Consider the following 24,086-nt stretch of genomic DNA (forward strand, 5'->3'; position numbering starts at 1 on the left):
AAATGCCCAGATAAGCTCTGGGCATTTTACCAATTATTCGTAAAGTCCTTCTAATTCTTCAATTAACTCGCCAACATACGCGACGGCTTTCCGAATTGCATCAGGCTTAGTCATGTCAACACCAGCATATTTCATTAACTCCAGTGGTTTCATTGTGCCTCCTGCTTTTAATACCTCAATCCAACGATCAACAACAGGCTGACCTTCTTCTTTTATCAACTGTGCCACAGCAGTAGAGGCTGTTAACCCAGCTGAGTACGTATAAGGATAAAGACCCATATAGTAATGTGGCTGACGCATCCATGTTAAGCTTGCAGCATCATCAATTTCCACCGTGTCTCCCCAGAAGGATTTCAACACGTCACCTTTAATGGTACTTAAGGCAGGGGCAGTAATTGGTTTTCCACTTTCAGCTAGCGCGTAGACTCGACGTTGATATTCACCCTCAAGTAAGTGAGTCACAAAGTTATGATAGTAAGTTCCTAATAACTGAAGAATTACCCAACGCTTCATTTTCTTATCATCTGTTTTTGATAATAGATGATCAGCCAAAAGTAATTCGTTCATTGTCGAAGGAGCCTCGATAAAGTACATAGATGGACGAGTATTACCAACGCGTTGATGTCCATTCGCATAGTAAAAATGCCCAGCATGTCCTAGTTCGTGAGCTAGAATAAATGCCCCACGCATTGTGTCAGTCCAAGTAATTAAAATGTATGGATGAGCACCATATGGACTTGAACAGAATGCACCAGTTGATTTTCCAACGTTCGCAGGGAGATCAACCCAGCGCTCGGTGAGACCTTTTTCCATGATCGCACTATATTCAGGACCCATTACCTGTAATGCTTCAAGTATCGTTATTGATGCCTCTTCATAAGTTGTTTTTGGATTGAAATCTGGATCAAGAGGTGCTTTTAAATCACTAAAATGCATCGTTTCTAAACCAAGTACACGTTGCTTAAGTTTAGCAAACTTCCGCATATGTGGTGCAAGCTCGGTTTGGATAATATCTAATTGATTATTGTACATCTCTAATGTAACCTGCTGCGGTTGTAAAAGCATTTCAGTCACAGATTTATAGTTTCGTATTTTAGATAATGCCACTTGTTTTTTACTTCGGTCGCATAGGCAGCAGCGAATGTATTTTGATATTTTTTTAATGTTTCAGAGAAAGCTTGAAAAGCATTTCGTCTAACTACTGGACTCTCAGACAGTTCATAACGATCCTCAAATAATGCAAAAGATAGTGGAAGGTCGTTACCTTCCTCATCTTTAAAGGTAGGGAATGTCATATCAGAAGCTTTGCTTCGTTGATAAATCATATATGGCGCATCATGAACTTCTCCAAGAGCAGCAAGTGCTTCTTCCGTTTCTGGTGATAGGGTATACGGTTTTTTCTCCAAAATCATATTTAAATTATTCTGAAATACTTCTAATTCGTTCTCTTCTTTTATGTATTGTTCTATTGTCCCCTTCGGTAAAGCAAGGATTTCAGACTCAATGAATGACAGCGCTGCACTAATTGCTGAAAAAATAGACGAAACCCTAGCTGCATTCCCTTGGTTTTCAGGATTCGTTGCATCTTCACTGAAGCGAAGACTTGCATATGTGCCAACTAAAATCATTCGTTTTTTTAGCTCTTCTTCAGCAAGTAAACAGTCTAAAAAAGTCTTTGAATCATTTCCTAATTGGCCTTTAAATTGGGTAACAGATGAGACGTCCGCCTCAATCGCTGCTAATTCTTGTTCCCATGCATCAACTGACGGAAACAAATCCTCAAGCTTCCACGTTTGGTCAACAGGAACCTCGGAGCGAGTTACTAATTTCTCTTTCACTATAGTCATGATTTTGCCCCCTCAATAAACTATTTCGATACACTAACAATTTTTATTATAAACGAAATAGTAGAAGTATTAATAGTATTTTCAGAAAGTTTTTTCGAAAAAATAAAAAGTGACTGTGACCATTTGGTCTACGTCACTTTTTTGACATCGCCGTCACCGATTTATCCATCTCAATTAGCCACCTTATTTAAACCAGCCTTTTTGCTTAAACCAAACAAACATCCCAATTCCAATCACAATCATAATTGCTTGAATCACGAAATACCCATATTTATAAGTAAGTTCGGGCATATGTGTAAAATTCATTCCATATATTCCAGCAATGAAGGTGAGTGGCATGAAAATGGTCGTAATCACTGTTAATATACGCATCACTTTATTTGTTTGGTGTGAATTCAATGACAGATAGCTGTCCCGTATATCTGCCGTTAGCTCACGACTTGCGTCAATCTTTTCAGTTAGTCGTAACAGGTGATCATGAATGTCATGAAAATATTCGATACGATGCTGCAACAAATCAAGACGATGTGAATTGATAATCCGATAAACTAAATCGCGCATGGGCATCACTGTATGTCGTAAAGTAAGTAAATTGTGACGTGTTTCAAAAAGTTCATCGAGAAGCTCTTCCATTGATTTTTCATTCAAATTATCTTCAATTTCATTTAATGTGTCTTCAAGGTGGTACACAATTGGAAAGTAATTATCAACAAGTTTATCAATGATATGATATAACACAAGGGAGGGGTCCCATTTTTCAATCGTTTCCGTCACCACTAACCTATTCCATACATCATTAATTTCACTTGATTCTTTTAAATGAAAGGTTACAATATAATCCTCACCCAAAAACATATTGATTTCTTCTTTTTCCATTGTATCCTGTTGAAGGCTATGTGAGACGAAGAAGGTATTTGTTTCATAAAAATCTAATTTGGGTCGTTGTAACACATGGATGCAATCTTCAATGGCTAGTGGATGAAAATGAAGGGTTGTTGATAATTCATCTATTTCCATTTCAGTCGGTCGATTAAAATCAATCCAAATCCATTTATAATTCGTATTTTTTATATCTGAAATGGGGATTTCTGTTAGGCGTTCATTTTTATGTGTAATTGCATTAATGCGAATCATGAAATAACCTCATTTTTTGGTTTATCTATAAGAGTTTTGAAAAAAAAACGATACTTCTTGGTTTTTCAAAATCTGTATGATAGTAGAGTAATTTAAGCTAAAAGGGGAAGAAAAAATGAAATCAAAACCATTTGTTTTAGTAAGTATTGTACTTGCGATGCTCATTAGTGCCATGGACACGACAATCCTTCAGACGACTGCCCCGACGATTGCAGAAACGCTTGGCGGTTACAAGTTTTATGGATGGATGTTTGCCATATATGTATTATTTTCTACTGTTTCCTTACCAATATTCGGGAAACTTGCCGATATTTATGGGAGAAAAAAGATTTTTAGCATTTCTATCATTCTCTTCACAGTCGGATCACTACTTTGTGGATTAGCGGACTCTATGATAGAACTTATCGTATACCGAGGCATTCAAGGTTTAGGTGCTGGTGGGGTATCACCTTTAACAATGATTATTGCTGGTGACCTTTACTCTATCGAAAAACGAGGTAAAATCCAGGGCTTCTTTTCAGCCATGTGGGGAGTTTCTGCAGTCATTGCTCCGCTAATCGGAGGCTTTTTCGTTGAAACGATGTCATGGCGTTGGATATTCTTTATCAATATTCCAATCGGGGTTATCGTTCTTTTATGTCTAATTCCTTATAAAGAAAATATTACAAAGGATAAAAATCCACTCAATTATTTTAGTGCATTTCTTTTCACAGCAAGCATGCTTGCATTTTTAATGAACACCATTACCACTAAAAATCTTGTAATCTATAATTTAATTGGGATAATCTTCTTAATCACTTTTATTTTCACAGAGAATAAATCGGATAAACGTTTTATCCCAATCGAGATTTTAAAGAATAACAATATCTTATGGCTGAATATTAATGGTCTATTAATTTTTTTGAGTATTTTTGCGTTCCAAAACTATATTCCTTTATTTATGCAAGAGGTACAGGGGATTTCCATTATTGTAAGTGGACTTGTACTATTTGGAATGAGTGTTGCCTGGATGTTTGCTTCTGTACCATCAGGGAATCTTATCTTAAAATATGGTTATCGCAATACAATTTTCTTTGGAAATGCGCTACTCATCCTTTCTGCGTTTCTTGCATTGTTCATCAATAAGGACACAAGCTTTTGGTATATCTTTGCTATTTTAACAATCCAAGGCTTTGCGTTTGGTATTGTCGTTACAATTGGAACAATTGGGTCACAGGAATTGGCAAAAGCCCATCAAAAGGGGATGTCAACTAGTCTTCATTTCTTTGCAAGAAATATTGGTACCACATTCGGGGCAAGTATTATGGGGATGCTAATTACAAATCAGGTCGATGTCGCAAAAGGAATGCATAATCTCATTTTATTTATGCTGATTGCAGTCGCAGTTGCCACAATCATTAGCTTTTTTGCCAGTCAAAAACTATATTCATATAATCTACAAAAACAGTAGAACACCAAAAGCTCATGCTTTTGGTCTTTTTTTTCTATAATAATAGTGAATTTTGTTGTATGATAAAAATAATTCGAGAATTGAAAGAATTATTTGGTAACATATTTTGGAGGCAATTATGTATAGAATGCTTGTGTATTTAAAACCTTATCGACTCGCCATAACTGTCGCTCTTTGTTTAACATTTGTTGAACTTGCAGTGGAACTCTTGCAACCGCTTTTAATTGCAAAAGTAATTGATGATGGTATTTTACAAAAAGATCTTTCTGTTGTTTTGAAGTGGGGAGGAATTATGGTAGGAATTTCCCTACTGGCCTTTCTCTCAGGAATTACGAATTCCTTTTTTGCTTCACATACAAGTCAAAGCTTTGCTTTTGATGTTAGAAAAGATTTGTTTACAAAAATTCAATCTTTTTCCTTCGCTAATCTTCAAAAATTTGATACAGCTACATTGATTACAAGAATGACGAACGATGTAACTCAGTTACAAAACACAGTGTTTATGAGTTTACGGATTGCAATGCGTGCACCGATGCTTATCGTTTTTGGGATGATCATGGCTTTGCTCGTAAATGTAAAACTAGCTATGATGCTTATCGTTACAATCCCATTTTTAATTTTGTTTCTCCTTTTTGTAATGACGAGAGCGAGAAGTCTTTTTCAATCCGTTCAAAAGAAATTAGATATGGTCAATGGAGTAATGCGGGAAAATCTATCGGGAATGCGCCTAATAAAAGCATTTGTTAGAGGAGCACATGAAACGAAACGGTTTTTTCATGCGAATGAAGAGTTAAAGAACAAAACCATTACATCTTTGCGCCTTATCGAATTGACAATGCCAGTACTTCTTCTTTTAATGAACGGAAGTATTATCGCCATTCTTTGGTTTGGAAGTATGGATGTAAGTGCGGGTCATGTACAAGTTGGGGAAGTTGTAGCTGTTTTCAATTATACAACTCGGATTACTGGAGCACTTGGTGTTTTTTCTTGGATTATCATGCATTTTTCACGAGCAAAAGCCTCCTCAGACCGTGTTGTTGATGTATTAGATACGGACATTGATTTAGTAGAATCTTCAATAAATAAAACTATCAAAAATGCCGAAGGTAGCATTACATTTTCTCATGTTGACTTCAACTATCCAGGAACAAGTGCCAAGGTATTACAAGATATTTCGTTTTCAATTCAACCAGGTGAAATCGTTGCGATTCTTGGGGCGACAGGGTCTGGTAAAACGTCGCTGTTTCAATTAATTCCACGTTTATATGATGTTAGCCATGGCCATGTACAAGTCGATGGCTTTGATGTTAAAGACAGAAAGCTTGATGAATTACGAAAGCAAATTGGTTATGTTCCTCAGGAGGCATTGTTATTCACTGGAACGATAAAAGACAATATTCGTTGGGGAAAACAGGATGCGACTATGGAAGAAATAATAGAAGCAGCAAAAGTAGCCCAAATACATGGGACGATTGAAAAACTTCCACTACAATACGATACAATCATTGGTCAAAAAGGGGTTAACCTTTCGGGTGGTCAAAAACAGCGAATTTCCATTGCAAGAGCCATTATTCGCAACCCAAAAATTTTATTACTCGACGACAGTACAAGTGCATTGGATTTAAGAACAGAAGCCTCCATTTTAAAGGCCTTGAAAGATTATACGTGCACAACCTTAATCATTACATCAAAAATTTACACAGCTATGGCAACTGATACCATCTTACTCATGGAAGATGGAAAGTTACTTGCTTCTGGAAGTCATGATGACCTTTTACATTCCTCTCCTTTTTATCAAAAGGTCTATGATACACAGTTTGCAAAAAGGGGGACAAGCTCATGGCAACACGGATGAACCGCCCTAAACAAAATCATGGAAAAAAACCACAACAAGCTAAAGATAAAATAGGTACCATTAAAAGAATTTGGTCATACCTAGCTGTAAATGATAAATTATTGATTGCCGTTCTTGCGATGGTAGTAGCGAGCTCGGGTCTTGGACTCCTTGGACCGTTTTTGTTAGGAAGAGGAATTGACGAATATATTGTGACAAAGGATCATAAAGGAATTCTTCTTCTTTTACTTGGTTTAGGATTCGTTTTTATCCTCCATTCACTATCTTTATGGTATCAAAACTACTGGATGGTTGGCATTGCACAAAACACCGTATTCTCAATGAGGACGGAACTTTTCGAACAACTGCATCGTTTACCGATTCATTTTTTTGATAAAAGGCAACATGGAGAACTAATGAGTCGTATTACAAATGATATTGAAAACGTGAGTTCTACTTTGAATTCATCCGTTATACAAATTTTTTCAAGTGTCCTTACATTAATTGGAACTGTGGCGATTATGCTTTGGTTAAGTCCGTTGTTGACACTACTCACGATGATTATTATACCAATTATGTTTATTGGGATTAGATGGATCACGAAACGGACAGGAAAACTATTTAAGCAACAGCAACGTTATTTAGGAGAACTCAATGGTTATATTGAAGAAACCATTTCTGGTCAAAGAATTGTTAAGACGTTTTCTCAAGAAGAGACTGTAATAAACGAGTTTTTAGAAAAAAGCAAAAAGCTAAAGAAAGCCGGATATTTTGCACAAGCTTATTCTGGTTTTATCCCGAAGCTTATGAACGTGTTAAATAACCTAAGCTTTGCAATCATTGCGGGAATTGGGGGTATTCTTGCCTTAAACGGACATATTACTATTGGAACAATTGTTATTTTTGCTGAGTATTCAAGGCAATTTACTCGACCACTTAATGACTTAGCCAACCAATTCAATACCCTACTATCTGCGATTGCGGGAGCAGAACGCGTGTTTGATATTTTAGATGAAGAAGTAGAGGCTTGGGACGAAAACAAAGCGAAAAAAATCAAACACGTTCAAGGAAATGTTGAATTTAAACATGTTTCGTTTTCTTATGAAACAGATCGAAATACGATAAAAGATGTGTCATTTGTTGTAAAGGCGGGGCAATCTGCTGCCTTTGTTGGACCTACAGGTGCTGGGAAAACTACGATTATTAATTTATTATCTAGATTTTACGAGCCGGATTCTGGTTCAATTTTAATAGATGGAATTAATACGTCCACAATCACAAGGGAAAGCCTTCGTCAACAAATGGGCTTCGTCCTCCAAGATGTTTATTTATTCCAAGCATCCATTATGGACAATATACGCTATGGCAGGTTAGATGCAACTGACGAGGAAGTTATTGAAGCAGCAAAGTTAGCAAACGCTCATTCATTTATCATGAAACTTCCAAATCTTTATAAGACGATTCTAAACCAAGATGGAAGTGGCATTAGTCAAGGGCAAAAGCAGTTACTTTCGATTGCTAGAGCAATCCTTGCAAATCCGTCTATTTTAATCCTTGATGAAGCGACAAGCAGTATCGATACTGTAACGGAAATGAAGATACAAGAAGCTTTACAGCGGTTAATGATTGGAAAAACAAGCTTCATCATCGCGCACCGCTTAAACACCATTGAAAGAGCCGATCAAATCATCGTATTAAATGAAGGAAATATCGTGGAAAAGGGAAGTCATGATTCTCTGTTACAGCAAAAAGGATATTATCATAATCTATATAATAGTCAATTAGAGAATCAGGTCATTTAAACGTCAAATTGCTTCTTGTCCAAAAATTACCTTTATATTCTAATACATATCATCAAAAGATATATCTAAATTAGAATGTAAAGGGTGATGTTAAAAATGAGGCATTTTAAAGCGATAGGTATTAAATTTATTGTGATATCAATTGTGCTTTTATCACTTTTTGCAATTTTTCGAGGCGCATCCATTAGTAACATACTCTTGATGAGCTTACTTGTTACAGGGATTGCTTACTTGATTGGTGATTTATTTACGTTACCTAGAATGGGAAATGCAGTAGCTACGATAGCAGATTTTGGGTTATCATTTTTCTCAATCTGGTTTTTGAGTTACTTGTTTATGGAAAATACCTCATCTTTAATTACAGCGTCTCTTACTGCAGCAGCTTTAATTACAGCATCTGAGGCACTTTTCCATGCATACATGCAAAAGAAAGTACTCAAAGATGAAAATCAACAACAAATAAGCCGGCAATTACAACCAAGCTTTCAAACAGAATTCGCTGAAGAAAATGATATAAATCCAGATGAAATAAAAAAGAAATAAAAAGAATGAGACTAAATCGGAGCGGATTTAGTCTTTTTATTATGTTCGAAAGCAGGATTCCCGGCCCTTTTGTTGAATTATGTGGGATAAGACAGAATTTTATCAAGGGAGAGAGACATAAATTGTGATAATGGCGGAAACGGATCCCATCTTAATCAAGATGATACGTGAACGAGATATGGATGCTATCATCAATTGGTTCGACGTAAGAAAGGCAAGTTTTTATAAACTTAGCTGGTCATACATAAAAAATCTTGAGGAGATTCAAGACGTTTTTTATAACTGCATAATAAAGGTACATACAGAGATACGTAAGCAAAAAAAGAATCCATTTTTCGAAAGTTGGGTCATGTCACTTTTTATACAGGAATGTAAGAAAATGGGTTCACAAGGCGTTGAGAGGGAGGAGTTTGATGATGTTCTCATTTTAACCTATGTACTTGGCCTTTCACATGATGAGGTTGCCGAGGTACTTACTATACCTGTAAAAACAGTGAAGGATCGCTTACATAAAGGGATTCGACATTTGAGTGGAGTAGATGGTGCTCATTACCATGAAAAATTTATCGATTATGTAAGTCGAACGTTAGAGCGGCCAGAAAAAATTGAACTTGAAATTCATTTACATGCTTGTCAAATTTGTCAAAATAGTTTAGTTGCATTTCAAGATACAATCCACTCACTAATTGATGAAGCTGAAACGATTAAAGTGCCAACAAATTTCTTGGAAGAAGTAATAAAAAAAGTAAAGAAAGTTGAAGATGGTAAAAGAAAAAAGCAAAAGAAACGCACAACCATTGGAATAGCAGTTTCATCTTCACTCTTTTTACTTCTATTGATTGGTTATGTGACAAATGGATTTCATTATATGTATTATTCTTGGCTAGACTGGCGTGATAAAGAGGATGCGCAGCTACTAGCTTATTTAAAAAGTGGGTTAGGTGAACCACTAAATCTTGTTCAAGAAAGTAATGGAATAAAAGTAACAATAAAAAGTGTCATAGCCGATGATTTTCAAACTTTGATTTATTATGAGGTGGAAAATCGTAAGGGAGATGAGCAATATGGAATTAATTTTTGGAATGGGGTCACTGTGGAAGATGAAATGAAGACATTTGACCAACAGGCGATTTCACTTAACCAGCCACCTGTCCAACCGTTAGAGAGTAAAGGGAAAATTTTTAAAGGAACCATTAGTTTATTACCCGTTTTACCTGATACCAAAAACATAAAAGTGAACTTAACAAAACTACAAAAGATGGAACAGGAAGCTGAAAATTCAAGATGGGCTGAATTCTATGGTGATGAGGCCTTTGTCACAGGAGAATGGAACTTTGAAATTCCGGTTAAAAAGAAGGCATCGATTGAGCATGAAATTGAAAAAAAAATGACAGTGGATGGGATGCCAATTAAATTTGAAAAATTGATAATCGCTCCAACTATTACAATCCTTCAGTACCAATTTGAACAATTTGTAAGTGATAAAAACATTAATGAACTGTTGTTCGAAGGAATTAAAGTGAAAGAAAAGACTGCCGAACCAGCATTATTTGGATGGAATATCCCTATTAATGGCGGTTATGGGCAATGGATATCGTTTCAATCTGCTTTTGATTCACTCTATTTTGAGGATCCAAAAGAAGTGAGTATTCAGTTTGGCTCAATATCCTATTATAAAAATGAGTTTTACAAGGTAGATATAGACATGAACCAACCATTTCCACAGTCCTTTGACTATCTTGGTAATAACATCTCGATTGATAAAATTGAATTAGGAATGCCTACTAAAATTGAATTAACAACAGAAATGACAGAAAACAGACAATTTGAATCCATTATGTTTGACATAGTTGGTGAAAATGATGAGACACCAGTTTCGATGGGGATACATGATGTTGAGGGAGTATTGGTGGATCGAAGTGGAAAGATGTATAAAGAGGATGAATACAACTATTATACGAATATGAACCAACTTGAAAGACCACGCTATTACCAAACGAAAATAGGAATTGAAGTCCATAGCGAAATTACAGAAGAGGAAATCATTCCTGGTTGGCTTCAAATTAACGGTTATCAAGGAACAACGTATTTAGATGATGAGATAGATATAAAATTGCAATAAAAAAAGCTCAGAGTCTTTCTGAGCTTTTTACATCTTGTCTTTTCGAAATTGTAAATATTCCTTTTTTGCAGTTGGATTTTCTTCAAAAAACTCAATCAATGTTGATAAACAAAGAGAGGTTTCTTTGCTAATATAATGTTCAAGTTTTTCAACTTCTTCATAAATATTTTTATCTTGTACGCCAATCATTTTCAAAAAGTCTTCAAGCATCTCATGCTTTTCAACTAGTTTCTTAGCCACACTAGTTCCTTTATCGGTAAGCACAAAGCCTCTATATTTTTCATATATTCCAAAACCTTCCTCGTCCAATTTTTGCATCATTTTTGTAACGGAAGAAGGGAGAACATTTAATGAAGAAGCAATATCTACACTTCGAGCGTAGCCTTTTTGCTGAATTGATAAATAAATTTTTTCTAAATAATCTTCCATACTCGGTGTCGGAATCGTCATTACCGCCTTTCAAAAACATCATAATCATATTATATAATGAAATGCGAGTAATTTTCTATCTCAATCCTCTTTTTGTAATCGGATATTCTGAGTATGGAAGCCAATGGATGTTTTTAAATCAAGAACATCTAAAGAAACAACGGCATTTTCGGGCAAATCAAGATTTGAAAAAGTGACTATGCCACTTTCGTCCTCTGTTATTTCATAGAGTTCATAGTCTACTAGATTCAACCGGTAGGCTACATTCTTTTTTTTCTCTACAGAGAAAGTCAAACTTCCATCATTCACGTCAGTAAGTTCAGGAGTCTTTAATTTGCGGTCCTCATCAATTTTAATACCGGTTTCTTCCTCAATATATTGTTGTAGTTCCTTATTTCCCAAAACATTATCAAGCTTTTGATTTTCATGCTGTGTTCCCATATAAAATGCTTCGTTCGAATAGACACTGCTTCGAGCTGCTTCATCCGCAGCACCATATAATAGCACATAATCATCCGCAAAAATCTCCTGAGGGTACCATTCATGGGACGAAACGGAATAATTAAAAAATGAATTCCAGTGGACAGGCATATGGTCCAATCCTCTTAATTTTGCCCATTTAGAAAATGGAAAATGATGGGACGGAAAATAGGAATAGGCAAAATGGTGCCCGTACTCATGTGACAAAGTATCGCGATATTCTCGTGCATCGGTATATTCATTTCCTTTATAAAGTGTAATACTGCTAATAAAAGGATGGTAAATACCCGTAATCATACTATTTGAAGGTGACGGACCGTCCATTACACGAACTTCCTGTAAAAGGTTCATTTCTTCACCATGTTTATTTTTTACTAATTCTTTATATAAATCTTCTAATTGTGATTCATTCCAGTTATCTGAATAGCTAAGGAAAAGAGTCCCTTGTGGAGATTCGTATTTGGCATAATACGAAGAGTCATACGTGACAGGGTCTAAGCTTAGTAGAATCGAGAGACTACAATATAATACTACTAGGAATGCAATTCTTTTTTTCTTCATAATTCTCACTCCCCAAAGTTCATTCTATCATGCCAAGAACCACTGAATCTCTGTTTTATTTTGCCAGATTAACTTTGTAGATTATAATGGGAAAAGAGCAAGTAAACTAGTAAAATAGGTTGGTGAATAAAATGAGTCGTGTGGTAATCGTAACTGGAGCTGCAAATGGAATTGGAAAAGGGATTGCAATGGCCTTCGCTCAAAATGGGGATACGGTTGTTTTAACAGATGTTGATGTAGAAGCTGGTACTAAGCTTTTAAATGAACTTAAACACCAAGGAAATGAAGCAATTTTCAAGAAAACAGATGTAAGAAATGAACAAGATATCATTCTTTTAATGAACCAAACCTATCAAACTTATGGTAAAATTGATATTTTAATAAACAATGCCGGAAAAGGTTTATTTAAATCACCATTCGATGTTACGGTTGAGGAATGGGATGAAGTGATTCATACAAACTTAAGAAGTGTATTTTTATGCTCAAGAGAAGCAGGCCGATATATGAAGGAAAATGGTGGATCCATAGTAAACATTGCATCAACTAGAGCAATGATGTCTGAGCCTCATTCAGAAGGATACTCAGCAACAAAGGGTGGAATCGTAGCGATTACTCATGCACTTGCTGCATCATTTGCAGAATATCAAATTACTGTAAATGCTATTTCGCCTGGCTGGATTGAAACAGGGAAATATGAGGAACTTCGGAAAATCGACCATGAACAGCATTTTTCAAAACGTGTCGGAAAACCAGCTGATATTGCAAATGCATGTCTTTATTTAACTGATGCGAAGAATAATTTTGTTACTGGAATTAATCTCGTTGTTGATGGCGGTATGACGAGAAAAATGATATATGAGGAGTAACATAGAGGGGAAGCTTTAACATTATGAAACTTGTATCTTGGAATGTAAATGGATTACGAGCATGTGTAAAAAAAGGATTTTTGGATTATTTTCATGAAATGGATGCTGATATTTTTTGTGTGCAGGAAACAAAGCTCCAAGAAGGTCAAATCGAACTAGACCTTGAAGGTTATCACCAATTTTGGAACTATGCGATTAAAAAGGGATATTCTGGTACTGCCGTTTTCACAAAGAAAAAGCCGCTTTCTGTTTCGTATGGTGTAGCTGATGAAAATGAAGAGGACGAGGGACGAATTCTCACGCTAGAGTTTGAGGATTTTTATTTAATTAATGTTTATACGCCAAATTCTCAACGGGATCTTGCAAGACTTCATTTCCGTCTCAATTGGGAAGATAGAATACGTGAATATCTCATTCAATTAAATAAACTAAAGCCAATTGTGTTATGTGGGGATTTGAATGTCGCTCATTCCGACATTGATTTAAAGAATGCAAAATCAAATCGAGGAAATTCAGGATTCACCGAAGAAGAGCGTGGAAAAATGACCGACTTGCTTAACTCTGGGTTCATTGATTCCTTTCGATACTTTTATCCAGATATGACGGATAAATATACGTGGTGGAGCTACATGCGAAATGTAAGAGAAAAAAATATTGGATGGAGAATTGACTATTTTATTGTTTCAGAAGAGTTAAAACATCGTCTAAAAGATTCTCAAATCCACTCTCACGTAATGGGCAGCGACCATTGCCCAGTAGTCCTTCAAATACAAAAATAGGAAAAATTTAAAGTAATACTTTAAAGAAGGACAAACATAGATTACAATAAGAATGCTATTGAATTAGAAAGAGTAGCATCTTATTTGGAGGTAAAAATGGAAAACTGGATAACAGATTTTATGGATCAATTTGGGTATATCGGGATTTTTCTATTAATCGCCTTAGAAAACATTTTCCCACCCATTCCATCTGAAGTTATTTTGACTGCAGGTGGATTTATGACGATTAAAACAAATTTAACAGTAACTGGTGTCATTATCGCCGCTACACTTGGATCAGTTGTAGGAGCGATTATCCTATACGGTATTGGTCGATTACTTGACGTGGAACGATTAGAGAAAATTGTTGACCGCTATGGTCGGATTTTACGTGTGACAAAAGAGGATGTTCACAAAGCGGATTCATGGTTTGATAAATACGGATACTGGACAGTATTTTTCTGCCGGATGGTACCTTTAATCAGAAGTTTAATTTCCATTCCAGCAGGGATGTCCAATATGAATTTTTGGATGTTCATTTTGTTTACAACACTAGGTACATTAATTTGGAATGTAATCCTAGTCTTACTTGGTGCTGCATTTGGCGAATCATGGGATGTAATTGTTCACTACATGGACATCTATTCTAATATTACGTATGCATTAATTGCCTTGGCGGGAATTGGATTTCTTGTTATTTTTTTCACCAAAAGAAGATCAAAAACGAGATAAAGTGAAGAAGGAGTTTATTACGTCTAATGGATATTATTGAACTAATAAAAGCGATTATTTTAGGAATGGTTGAAGGTCTAACAGAATTTGCGCCAGTATCTTCAACCGGTCACATGATTATCGTTGATGATATGTGGCTTAAAACACAAGAGTTTCTGGGGAAGTACCCAGCAAATACATTTAAAGTTGTCATCCAACTCGGCTCCATACTAGCCGTAGTAGTTGTCTTTAAAGACCGTTTTATTGATTTACTAGGCTTCAATCGTAAAAATAAAATTGTGCCTGTCGGTGCGAAGCATTTACGATTAACTCATATCATTGTAGGTTTAATTCCTGCAGGTGTACTTGGTGTATTATTTGAAGATGCAATTGATGATCATCTATTTACAACTGAAACAGTATTAATAGGTTTAGTAATCGGTGCGATATTAATGATTATTGCTGATCGATACAGTAGTAACCATCCAAATACGCAAACAGTGGATCAAATTACGTACAAGCAAGCTTTGACAGTTGGACTCATCCAATGTTTATCACTTTGGCCAGGTTTTTCACGTTCAGGTGCAACTATCTCAGGTGGTGTACTTGTAGGTCTTAGCCATAGAGCAGCAGCAGATTTTACGTTTATCATGGCTGTTCCAATTATGGCAGGAGCAAGTGGAATCTCCTTACTTAAAAACATTGAGTACTTTTCAGTTGATGCACTTCCAGTATTTATTGCGGGATTCATTAGTGCATTCGTATTCGCTCTCATTTCAATTCGATTTTTCTTACGCTTAATCGATAAAATCAAACTTTTACCATTTGCGATTTACCGTATCGTATTAGCAGCTGTCATTTACTTTGTGTTTTTATAAACTTTTATCAAATGTGCTCCACAAAAGGGCTGAATAAAGGTTAGCATCTCATTTTGGGATGCTTTTTTTATGGATTAAATTTTTAGTCCCACTTCATATTACAGTTATTTTTGTATAAAATATGGTAATAGTTCCAAAACTTGTACAAAAGTACTAGAAGGGGGAGACCAGTTATTCATTCTCGGAAATATTTACTATGCTTCGTTTTTCTGCTTATTATCACAATTATGCCATCCATCCACCCACAACAAGATAACGTGAAGGCAAACGCATCTCAAAAAGAAGTGCTAGGTCAACTTAATCAGCTTGTTTTAAATGAACCCAATTTAAAAGGAGCAATTGCGGGTATTAGTATTAGGTCTGCAAAGAGCGGGGAAATTCTATATCAACACGCCGGTGACGTTCGGCTTCGACCTGCTTCAAATTTGAAGCTTTTAACAGCCGCAACGGCTTTATCTGCACTTGGAGAAAATTATCAATTTTCAACAGAAATCCTGACAGACGGAGAGCTCGTTGGTAACAAACTAACAGGAAATCTCTACATAAAGGGCAAAGGAGATCCGACTCTTCGTCAGCAAGATTTGGATTTATTAGCGAAAAAAATCAAAAAAGCTGGTGTTGACGTAATATTTGGTAACATCATCGCAGATGATTCCTGGTATGACGAAGAGCGTTATTCGATTGATTTAACTTGGAGCGATGAAACATATTATTACGGTTCTGCGGTTTCAGGTTTAACAGCTTCCCCAAACAAGGATTATGATTCCGGAACTGTAATTGTTCAGGTGTCACCAGGAAAGAAAGTCGGGAGCAAAGCCCATATTTCATTACAACCAACAAATAATTATGTAAAAATCATTAACAACACGAAAACGGTACAAAAAGAGGGGAAGAACGAAATTGATATTATTCGTGAGCATGGGGAAAATGTCATCACCATTGAAGGGACAATCCCAGTCCATTCAAATCCTGTTCAAGAATGGATGACAGTTTGGGAGCCGACTGGCTTTGCATTAGATTTATTTAAGCAATCATTAGTAAAACAAGGAATCCATGTGATTGGAACGGAAGGTATAGCCAAGACTCCACAAAACGCGACACGATTAGCAACAGATAAATCCATCCCCCTAAAAGAACTTCTTGTTCCTTTTATGAAGCTAAGCAATAATGGCCATGGTGAAACATTAGTAAAGGAAATGGGACAGGTTAAGAAAGGGGAAGGAAGCTGGGAACAAGGGATCAATGTTGTGAAGGAAGAACTTCGAAAAATGGGGGTTGACCCAAGTAGTATGGTAATCAGGGATGGTTCTGGAATCTCACATGTTAATCTGATTTCCGCGAACGATATTTCAAAACTTCTTTACTCTGTACAATCCCAATCCTGGTTTCCTGCATTTTTAGATTCTTTACCGGTAGCCGGAAATAGTGAACGACTTATTGGTGGTTCACTACGGTATCGATTGAAGAATCCAGAGTTGACAGGAAAAGTAAAGGCAAAAACGGGGACGATTCGAACGGTGAGCTCATTATCAGGCTATGTGGAGACAAAAAGTGAGGAAAAGCTCATTTTCTCTATATTGTTAAATAACTTAATGGACGATGCTCATGGGAAACCGATTGAGGACAAAATCGTAACATTGTTATACGAATACTAAAAAAGCAGGCAATTTGCCTGCTTTTTACTATTTTATTCAGCTTTTCCTGCTTCGATTTCGATTGAAATTTTCACTTGGTCTCCAACGAGAACGCCACCAGTTTCTAATGCAGCATTCCATACTAAACCATAATCGCTACGATTGATGCTACCTGTTGCACTAAATCCAGCTTTTTCATTTCCCCAAGGATCCTTACCAGAACCTTCGAATACAACCTTGAACGTTTCTGTTTTTGTTGTTCCGAGGATTGTCAAATCACCAGTTACATCATACTCACCATCATCAGTTTTAACGATAGATGTTGATTTAAAGCTCATTTCTGGATGATTTTCTACATCAAAGAAATCAGCAGAACGAAGATGGTTGTCACGATCTGCATTCTTTGTATTAATACTTGAAAGATCTACTTTAAATTCGATGTTTGCAGAGGTTAAATCAGCTGGATCAGCCTCAATTGTTGCTTCAAACTTTTCAAAAGAACCTTTTACCTTAGCAATCATCATATGTTTTACCGAAAAATCAATACTGCTGTGTGATGCATCTACTGCCCATTTTGTGTTTGTCATGTTAAATCTCCCCTAAAAAATTATTTTAAAATCATTTATCTTCAATTCAAGATAATTATCTTTAAGATAAATTATAAAGCTGACCTCTCTTCGTGTCAATAAAAATAATTAAAATTTTAAGCATTATTAATGATTGCAAGTGTATCCCATAGTAAAATTAGCATAATGCATGTAAAAGAAGGGGAATTTAAAAAATAATGATTTGTTCCTTTTCTATCTTTGGAGGTTTTTACTATGTTTGTTGAAATTCTAATACTGGTTGTTTTAATTTTATTAAATTCATTTTTTGCCGCTTCTGAAATGGCAATGGTTTCATTAAATGACAATAAAGTAAAAATGATGGCTGATAGTGGGGATAAAAAAGCAATTTTGTTACATAGGCTTCTTTCAAATCCAAGTGGATTTTTAGCCACAATCCAAATTGGGATAACATTGGCAGGCTTTTTAGCAAGTGCATTTGCAGCTGGAAGTTTTGCCACATACTTAACGAATTGGCTCGTCGAAATAGGAGTTCCGATTGCACCGTCCGTCATTGATTCCATATCCGTAATAGTGATTACACTCATTTTGTCCTATTTTACGTTAGTAATTGGAGAACTTGTACCGAAAAGGCTGGCGTTACAAAAGGCGGAAGAAATCTCATTGATTGCAGCTAGGCCGTTAACTATTTTATCGAAGATCACACTACCATTTGTAAAACTTCTAACATTGTCTACAAACGGACTTGTACGTTTATTCGGAGTTGATCCAAATGCTGATGATGAAAATGTTACAGAAGAAGAAATTCGGATGATGGTTGATGTAGGTAAAGAAAGAGGTACGATTCAGGAATCAGAGAAGTTCATGATTAACAATATTTTTGAATTTGATAATAAAACCGTCTCTGACATTATGACACATCGGACAAATATTATTGGGATACCGCTCGATTACACATTAAAAGAAATCATTCATCTTGTAAATGTCGAAAAATACACGCGGTTTCCTGTTTATGATGAGAGCATCGATCAAATTGTCGGCATATTACATTCAAAAGAATTAATAAAATTTGTTAATGATTGTGATGAAGTCTCCTTTCATTTAAAAGATCTGCTAAGGGATCCTTATTTTGTATTAGAATCAAAACACACAAATGAATTATTTAAGGAAATGCAAAAAAACAATATTCATATGGCAATTGTCATTGATGAATATGGGGGAACAGATGGTATTGTTACCATCGAGGACCTAATTGAAGAAATCGTCGGAAATATTTTTGATGAATATGATGAATATACGATTGATGATGAAGAATTTATTCAGCTTGATGATAAGACGTATTCCATGGCTGGAACAATCAATTTATATGAAGTTGAAGATATTTTAAAGGTTGATCTTCCAACAGATGAATACGATACATTAAGTGGCTTTGTGATTGGTCAATTAGGGTATATTCCATCAGGAGATGTCCACCCAGAAATTGAATACAAAGATCATACGTTTAAGGTTGTTGAAATGGACGAGAAACGAATAATGAGAATAAAAGTAATCAATAATCTTGATTCGGTCGTAAAAGAAGAAGAAACAGAAAAAGATTAACATTATTTCGAAGTGAAAAAACTATTGCTAAAAAACGCGATAAAAAAAGGTGTTCCAATCATAGTTGGAACACCTTTTTAAATAATGCCAAGACTATCTAAAAATACAATGACAATGACAATCGGTACAACGTATCGAATTAAAAAGAACCAAACTTTTAAAAGTGTAAAAGGAAATCCGCTTCCCAGCCTCATTTCCTCGAAAAGGGCTTTTCTTGGAAATTTAAATGAGACAAATAAGGAAATAAAAAAAGCTCCTATAGGTAAGAGAATATTACTTACAAGGTAATCCGCAAAATCAAAGATGGATTTTCCGAATAGACTTACATCACTCCATACTCCAAACGAAAGAGAAGATGGGACTCCTATCATAAATATGACAAGACCTGACACCCATGCATTTAACTTACGCTTTTGCTCATCACCTTTTGATAAATTTGAAACGATTAATTCAAGCATTGAAAATGCTGAAGTTAGTGTAGCAAATAAAAATAATAACAGAAATGCTACTAAAAAAATCATCCCAAATGGCATGTTACTAAATACCGTCGGCAATACATTAAATAAGAGAACAGGTCCTGCATCAGGTTCCAAGCTAAAAGCAAAGACAGCTGGAAAGATAGCCAGCCCAGCCAAAAGTGTAACTAAAATATTTAATAACACGATTGAAAATGCAGATTGCACTAAGTTTTCCTTTTTCGAAAGATAGGAGCTGTAGGTTAACATCGTACAGGCACCAACACTTAATGCAAAAAAGGATTGACCTAAAGCGAATAGAATAGTGTCAGATGTGATTGATGAAAGGGAAGGCTTTAGAATAAACATGATTCCCTCAAGCGAGTTTTCAAGTGTTACCGAGCGAATAATAATGACAATGAAAAGGATAAAAAGTGCTGGCATCATCCATTTACTTGCTGTTTCTATCCCTGCTTGAACACCTTTTGCTACGACAATAATGGTAATTAACATAAATACAAGCTGTGCTGTAACTACAAGAAATGGATTTGAAATCGTTTCTCCAAAATACTTTCCATACTCAGTTTCAGTCAATCCATTTAATCTTCCGATACTTCCACTAAACAAGTAAATTAATATCCAGCCACCCACAACACTATAAAAAGAAAGTAATATAGCATTTGTTATAAAACCTAAACGACCAACGAAGTGCCAATTTGTTCGTGGAGCCAACTCCTTGAACGAGTCGATTGCATTTTTTTGGGTAGATCTCCCTATCACAAATTCAGCTAACAAGAGAGGTAATCCTATTAATAATGTAAAAAAGAGAAATAATAAAAAGAAAATTCCACCACCGCTAGTACCTGCTACATAAGGAAATTTCCAAATTGCCCCTAATCCAATAGCAGAACCTGCTGCTGCTAAAATAAAGCTAATTTTTGACGACCATTGTTCTGATTGTTTCAACCAAATACCTCCATTGCAACTTCATATTGTTTTATTGTTTGTTATGTGAAATAAAATAAAACGTATTATCACACGAAAGCAAAAAAACAATTTTCACTACACGAAAAAAATGTAGCCTGAAATTGTAAAATGTTCAGAAAATAATTGACGCAAAGCGTCTAGAATGATAATATTACGATTAACCAATTACATACATTAACGCTTTTTCGCTTTTATGCAGCAAAGTCAAAGTGTATGAATATTATTATTCTAGTAAAATAATAATGTACTAGAAAATCAAAAAAGAGTAAAGACATTTCGGGGGGATATGCATGAAAAGTTCAAGTAAAATGTTAGGAGTGTTATTAGCTGGCTTCCTTGCATTAGCAGGATGTGGAAGTGAAGACGCTGGTAACACTTCCAAGGATGCTGGTAATAGCAGCGAAAAAGATCAAGTAGTAGTGGGCATCTCGCAATATGCACCACATACTTCATTAGACGCTGCAACTGAAGGTTTCATCAAGGCATTAGAAGATGAAGGCTTTAAGGAAGGGGAAAATTTAAAAATTGATTCTCAAAATGCTCAAGGTGAGCAAAGTAATACTGCAACAATAGCCCAAAACCTTGTTGGTAATAATGTAGATTTAATTTTTGCTAACGCAACACCGAGTGCAATGGCTGTACTTAATGCAACTAGTGATATTCCAATTATCTTTACTTCGGTTACAGATCCAGTTGGTGCTGGATTAGTAGAAGCATTTGATAAACCAGGTGAGAATATCACGGGTACTACTGACAACCATCCAGATGCTACAAAAACTACCATCAACTTTATTACGGAGGAAATGGGTGCTAAGAAGATTGGTGTTATCTACAACTCTGGTGAACAAAACTCTGTAGTACAAGTCGAACAAGTAAAAGAATTTGCTGAAAAAGGTGGGGCAGAATTAGTTGAAGTTTCTGTTTCTACAACAGCTGAAGTCAATCAAGCTGCTCAAAGCTTAGTTGGACGTGTTGATGCCATTTATATTCCGACTGATAACACTGCTGTTCAAGCTTTAGATTCAATCATTGCAGTAGCAAACGAAAAGGATATTCCACTATTCGTTGGTGAACTTGATTCAATGAAGGCTGGTGGATTTGCAGCTAGCGGATTTGAATACTATGATATCGGTTACCAATCTGGCCTAATGGCTGCTAAGATTCTAAAAGGTGAGAAGAAAGCTTCTGAAATGCCAGTTGAACTTCCAAACAGCTTACAGCTTGTCATAAACAAAAAAGCAGCGGAAGAGCAAGGTATCGAGATAAAACCTGAATGGGAAGAAATTGCTGACATCTACGAAGGTGAATAATCAATGATGTTCAAAAAGTCCGGTGAAAATACCACATCGATAGCGGATCTTCGACTAAATACCGACACGTCCTGTGTCGAACGTCGAAGTCATCACATCCTGTGGAAGCTCGTTGGCTTACTTTTGCGTTCCTCACGTATTAATTATATACGTTCCGGTACTCAAAGCTTCGCCGCCTCGAACTTTCGACGCACAGGATGTGCTAGTGTCGACAATGCCAAAGGACGTGGCGTTCTGGTCGACGTGGTCCTTTTCATCCTCCTTTTTGAACACGTACTTAAAGAAAGGATGATTCAACATGTTTACGGCATTATTTGGGGCATTTGAATCAGGAATCATCTATGCAATCATGGCAATTGGTGTTTACCTGTCCTTCCGTATACTAGATTTTCCAGACTTGACGGTTGACGGCAGCTTCGTTACAGGAGCTGCTGTTTCCGCCATTTTAATAACAAATGGAGTAAATCCTTTTATCGCAACACTTCTAGCACTTGTTGCCGGATTTATTGCTGGTAGTATCACTGGATTACTGCACACGGTAGGTAGAATTAATGCATTACTATCTGGTATTTTGATGATGATCGCCCTTTATTCTATAAATCTACGAATTATGGGCAAATCAAATGTTTCATTATTAAACATTGATACAGCTTTTACAAACGTTTCTAATGTATCAGCTTCTCTAGGCTTAGATTCCTTTTTTAATTCTATTTTAACAGCTACAGGATTAGGTGAAAGCTTACCTAAAACGTGGGGAATCCTCATTTTTATGATAGTTGTTACTTTTGCAATTAAATTATTAATTGACCTATTCTTACGAACAGAAATTGGTCTAGCGATAAGGGCAACGGGTGACAACAAAAAAATGATTTCCAGCTTTTCTGCAAATACAAATCTAATGACGATACTTGGATTAGGTCTATCCAATGCTCTAGTAGCATTCTCAGGTTCACTAATCGCCCAACAAGGTGGATTCGCCGATGTTGGAATGGGAATTGGGATGATTGTTATTGGGTTAGCTTCCGTGATTATCGGTGAAGCCTTATTTGGTGCCAAAACGATTGCAAGAGCTACAATTGCAGTTATTGGTGGGGCAATCATTTATCGTATTGTTGTATCACTTGCATTACGTGTTGAGTTCCTACAACCAGGGGATATGAAATTAATTACCGCAATCATTGTAATCATTGCGCTAGTTCTTCCGAAAGTTCTTGAAGGAACAAAAGAGAAAAGCAGAAGGGCAAAACGACAGCAGCAACTTGTACAATCGAACAATGTACCTTCAGAAAGAAAGGGTGAGGCGAGTGCTACAATTAAATCAAATTCATAAAATTTTTAATGAAGGTACTCCCGATGAAAAGATTGCCCTAGATTGGACGAATTTACAGTTAAAAGAAGGAGATTTTGTTACTGTAATTGGAAGTAATGGTGCTGGTAAATCTACGTTAATGAATGTGATTTCAGGTGTATTGATTCCTGATGCTGGTTCTGTAGAGATAGCAGGTAAAGATGTTACATTTTTACCAGAACACAAACGGGCTAGGCTTATTGGACGTGTATTCCAGGACCCAATGGCTGGAACTGCTCCAAACATGACCATTGAGGAAAATTTAGCAATGGCCTACTCACGAAATAAATCTCGCACACTACGTAGAGGAGTAACAAAGAAACGTAAGGACTACTTTAAAGAAGTACTCCAATCTCTAAACTTAGGATTAGAGAATCGCTTATCTGCAAAAGTCGGTTTGTTATCTGGTGGAGAACGCCAAGCCTTATCACTTTTAATGGCTACCTTCACAGAACCTTCAATCTTATTACTGGATGAACATACGGCAGCACTTGACCCTGCTCGTGCAGAATTAATTACAAACTTAACCAAAGAAATAGTCGAGAAATACAATCTAACAACACTAATGGTCACACATAATATGCAACAAGCACTTGATTTAGGAAATCGTCTGATTATGATGGATAAGGGACAAATTATTTTAGAAGTTGATGAACAAGAAAAAGCGAATTTGACTGTTGATCAATTGCTAAATGAGTTCCAACGTATCAGAGGCGCAAAGATGACAAATGACCGTGCTTTACTTTCATAACGTGAAACTTCTATCAGTTGG

Annotated in this window: 19 protein-coding genes and 1 pseudogene; 14 read left to right on the plus strand and 6 right to left on the minus strand. The window is 36.0% G+C overall.

What is annotated here, in order from left to right; all coding sequences use genetic code 11:
• Nucleotides 1-33: 33 nt before the first annotated feature.
• Nucleotides 34-1,847: pseudogene (pepF, locus tag BTHG_RS24085) on the minus strand (oligoendopeptidase F).
• A gap of 183 nt (nucleotides 1,848-2,030) precedes the next feature.
• A complete protein-coding gene (gene corA, locus BTHG_RS02160; protein ID WP_010281748.1) occupies nucleotides 2,031-2,981 on the minus strand; it encodes a magnesium/cobalt transporter CorA in 951 nt (316 codons plus the stop codon).
• Between the two features lie 115 nt (nucleotides 2,982-3,096).
• Here corA and BTHG_RS02165 point away from each other — a divergent pair, with 115 nt between their 5' ends.
• From BTHG_RS02165 to BTHG_RS02185, 5 genes are all read left to right on the plus strand, one after another.
• Complete coding sequence (locus BTHG_RS02165) at nucleotides 3,097-4,431, plus strand: MDR family MFS transporter (RefSeq protein ID WP_010281751.1); 1,335 nt, start codon at nucleotides 3,097-3,099, stop codon at nucleotides 4,429-4,431.
• A gap of 118 nt (nucleotides 4,432-4,549) precedes the next feature.
• Nucleotides 4,550-6,286 carry an ABC transporter ATP-binding protein gene (locus tag BTHG_RS02170; protein WP_010281753.1) on the plus strand — a complete coding sequence of 579 codons (1,737 nt, stop codon included), beginning with the start codon at nucleotides 4,550-4,552 and terminating at the stop codon, nucleotides 6,284-6,286.
• A complete protein-coding gene (locus BTHG_RS02175; protein ID WP_010281755.1) occupies nucleotides 6,271-8,067 on the plus strand; it encodes an ABC transporter ATP-binding protein in 1,797 nt (598 codons plus the stop codon). The genes BTHG_RS02170 and BTHG_RS02175 overlap by 16 nt, the downstream gene beginning before the upstream one ends.
• Nucleotides 8,068-8,163: 96 nt before the next feature.
• A complete protein-coding gene (locus BTHG_RS02180; RefSeq protein WP_010281757.1) occupies nucleotides 8,164-8,610 on the plus strand; it encodes a YndM family protein in 447 nt (148 codons plus the stop codon).
• Between the two features lie 130 nt (nucleotides 8,611-8,740).
• Nucleotides 8,741-10,732 carry a DUF4179 domain-containing protein gene (locus BTHG_RS02185; RefSeq protein WP_010281759.1) on the plus strand — a complete coding sequence of 664 codons (1,992 nt, stop codon included), beginning with the start codon at nucleotides 8,741-8,743 and terminating at the stop codon, nucleotides 10,730-10,732.
• Nucleotides 10,733-10,759: 27 nt separating this feature from the next.
• On the opposite strand, the gene mntR is transcribed toward BTHG_RS02185, so the two are convergent.
• The gene (mntR, locus tag BTHG_RS02190) at nucleotides 10,760-11,182 is read right to left on the minus strand and encodes a transcriptional regulator MntR (RefSeq protein ID WP_010281761.1); all 423 of its coding nucleotides are present in this window, start codon (nucleotides 11,180-11,182) and stop codon (nucleotides 10,760-10,762) included.
• A 60-nt stretch (nucleotides 11,183-11,242) separates the two neighbouring features.
• Nucleotides 11,243-12,202, minus strand: coding sequence for a hypothetical protein (locus BTHG_RS02195; RefSeq protein WP_010281764.1), 960 nt, complete (start codon nucleotides 12,200-12,202; stop codon nucleotides 11,243-11,245).
• A gap of 131 nt (nucleotides 12,203-12,333) precedes the next feature.
• Here BTHG_RS02195 and BTHG_RS02200 point away from each other — a divergent pair, with 131 nt between their 5' ends.
• The 5 genes from BTHG_RS02200 to dacB all read left to right on the plus strand — a co-directional run bounded on the left by BTHG_RS02200 (nucleotide 12,334) and on the right by dacB (nucleotide 17,070).
• A complete protein-coding gene (locus tag BTHG_RS02200; protein WP_010281767.1) occupies nucleotides 12,334-13,068 on the plus strand; it encodes a glucose 1-dehydrogenase in 735 nt (244 codons plus the stop codon).
• A 23-nt stretch (nucleotides 13,069-13,091) separates the two neighbouring features.
• A complete protein-coding gene (locus tag BTHG_RS02205) occupies nucleotides 13,092-13,847 on the plus strand; it encodes an exodeoxyribonuclease III (RefSeq protein WP_010281775.1) in 756 nt (251 codons plus the stop codon).
• Nucleotides 13,848-13,943: 96 nt separating this feature from the next.
• A complete protein-coding gene (locus tag BTHG_RS02210; protein ID WP_010281778.1) occupies nucleotides 13,944-14,558 on the plus strand; it encodes a DedA family protein in 615 nt (204 codons plus the stop codon).
• Nucleotides 14,559-14,584: 26 nt separating this feature from the next.
• Nucleotides 14,585-15,415 carry an undecaprenyl-diphosphate phosphatase gene (locus BTHG_RS02215; RefSeq protein WP_010281781.1) on the plus strand — a complete coding sequence of 277 codons (831 nt, stop codon included), beginning with the start codon at nucleotides 14,585-14,587 and terminating at the stop codon, nucleotides 15,413-15,415.
• 227 nt (nucleotides 15,416-15,642) lie between these two features.
• Complete coding sequence (gene dacB, locus BTHG_RS02220; RefSeq protein ID WP_042341517.1) at nucleotides 15,643-17,070, plus strand: D-alanyl-D-alanine carboxypeptidase/D-alanyl-D-alanine endopeptidase; 1,428 nt, start codon at nucleotides 15,643-15,645, stop codon at nucleotides 17,068-17,070.
• A 32-nt stretch (nucleotides 17,071-17,102) separates the two neighbouring features.
• Here dacB and BTHG_RS02225 read toward each other — a convergent pair whose 3' ends face one another.
• Nucleotides 17,103-17,636: a YceI family protein gene (locus tag BTHG_RS02225; RefSeq protein ID WP_010281785.1), complete on the minus strand. Its 534-nt coding sequence runs from the start codon at nucleotides 17,634-17,636 to the stop codon at nucleotides 17,103-17,105.
• A 234-nt stretch (nucleotides 17,637-17,870) separates the two neighbouring features.
• Here BTHG_RS02225 and BTHG_RS24090 point away from each other — a divergent pair, with 234 nt between their 5' ends.
• Nucleotides 17,871-19,214 (plus strand): hemolysin family protein, encoded by a 1,344-nt coding sequence (locus BTHG_RS24090; protein WP_010281786.1) that lies wholly within the window; start codon nucleotides 17,871-17,873, stop codon nucleotides 19,212-19,214.
• 77 nt (nucleotides 19,215-19,291) lie between these two features.
• Here the strand turns inward: BTHG_RS24090 and BTHG_RS02235 are convergent, their stop codons facing one another.
• A complete protein-coding gene (locus BTHG_RS02235) occupies nucleotides 19,292-20,635 on the minus strand; it encodes a sodium-dependent transporter (protein ID WP_010281788.1) in 1,344 nt (447 codons plus the stop codon).
• Between the two features lie 311 nt (nucleotides 20,636-20,946).
• Between BTHG_RS02235 and BTHG_RS02240 the strand changes: the two genes are divergently transcribed.
• The 3 genes from BTHG_RS02240 (at nucleotide 20,947) to BTHG_RS02255 (ending at nucleotide 24,065) form a co-directional block, all read left to right on the plus strand.
• Nucleotides 20,947-21,966 carry an ABC transporter substrate-binding protein gene (locus BTHG_RS02240; RefSeq protein WP_010281790.1) on the plus strand — a complete coding sequence of 340 codons (1,020 nt, stop codon included), beginning with the start codon at nucleotides 20,947-20,949 and terminating at the stop codon, nucleotides 21,964-21,966.
• A gap of 298 nt (nucleotides 21,967-22,264) precedes the next feature.
• Nucleotides 22,265-23,296, plus strand: coding sequence for an ABC transporter permease (locus BTHG_RS02250; RefSeq protein ID WP_010281796.1), 1,032 nt, complete (start codon nucleotides 22,265-22,267; stop codon nucleotides 23,294-23,296).
• The gene (locus BTHG_RS02255) at nucleotides 23,271-24,065 is read left to right on the plus strand and encodes an ABC transporter ATP-binding protein (protein WP_010281799.1); all 795 of its coding nucleotides are present in this window, start codon (nucleotides 23,271-23,273) and stop codon (nucleotides 24,063-24,065) included. The genes BTHG_RS02250 and BTHG_RS02255 overlap by 26 nt, the downstream gene beginning before the upstream one ends.
• The last annotated feature ends 21 nt before the right edge of the window (nucleotides 24,066-24,086 follow it).

Origin of the sequence: Bacillus timonensis (genome assembly GCF_000285535.1) — a bacterium.
Taxonomy (GTDB): domain Bacteria; phylum Bacillota; class Bacilli; order Bacillales; family Bacillaceae_L; genus Ferdinandcohnia; species Ferdinandcohnia timonensis.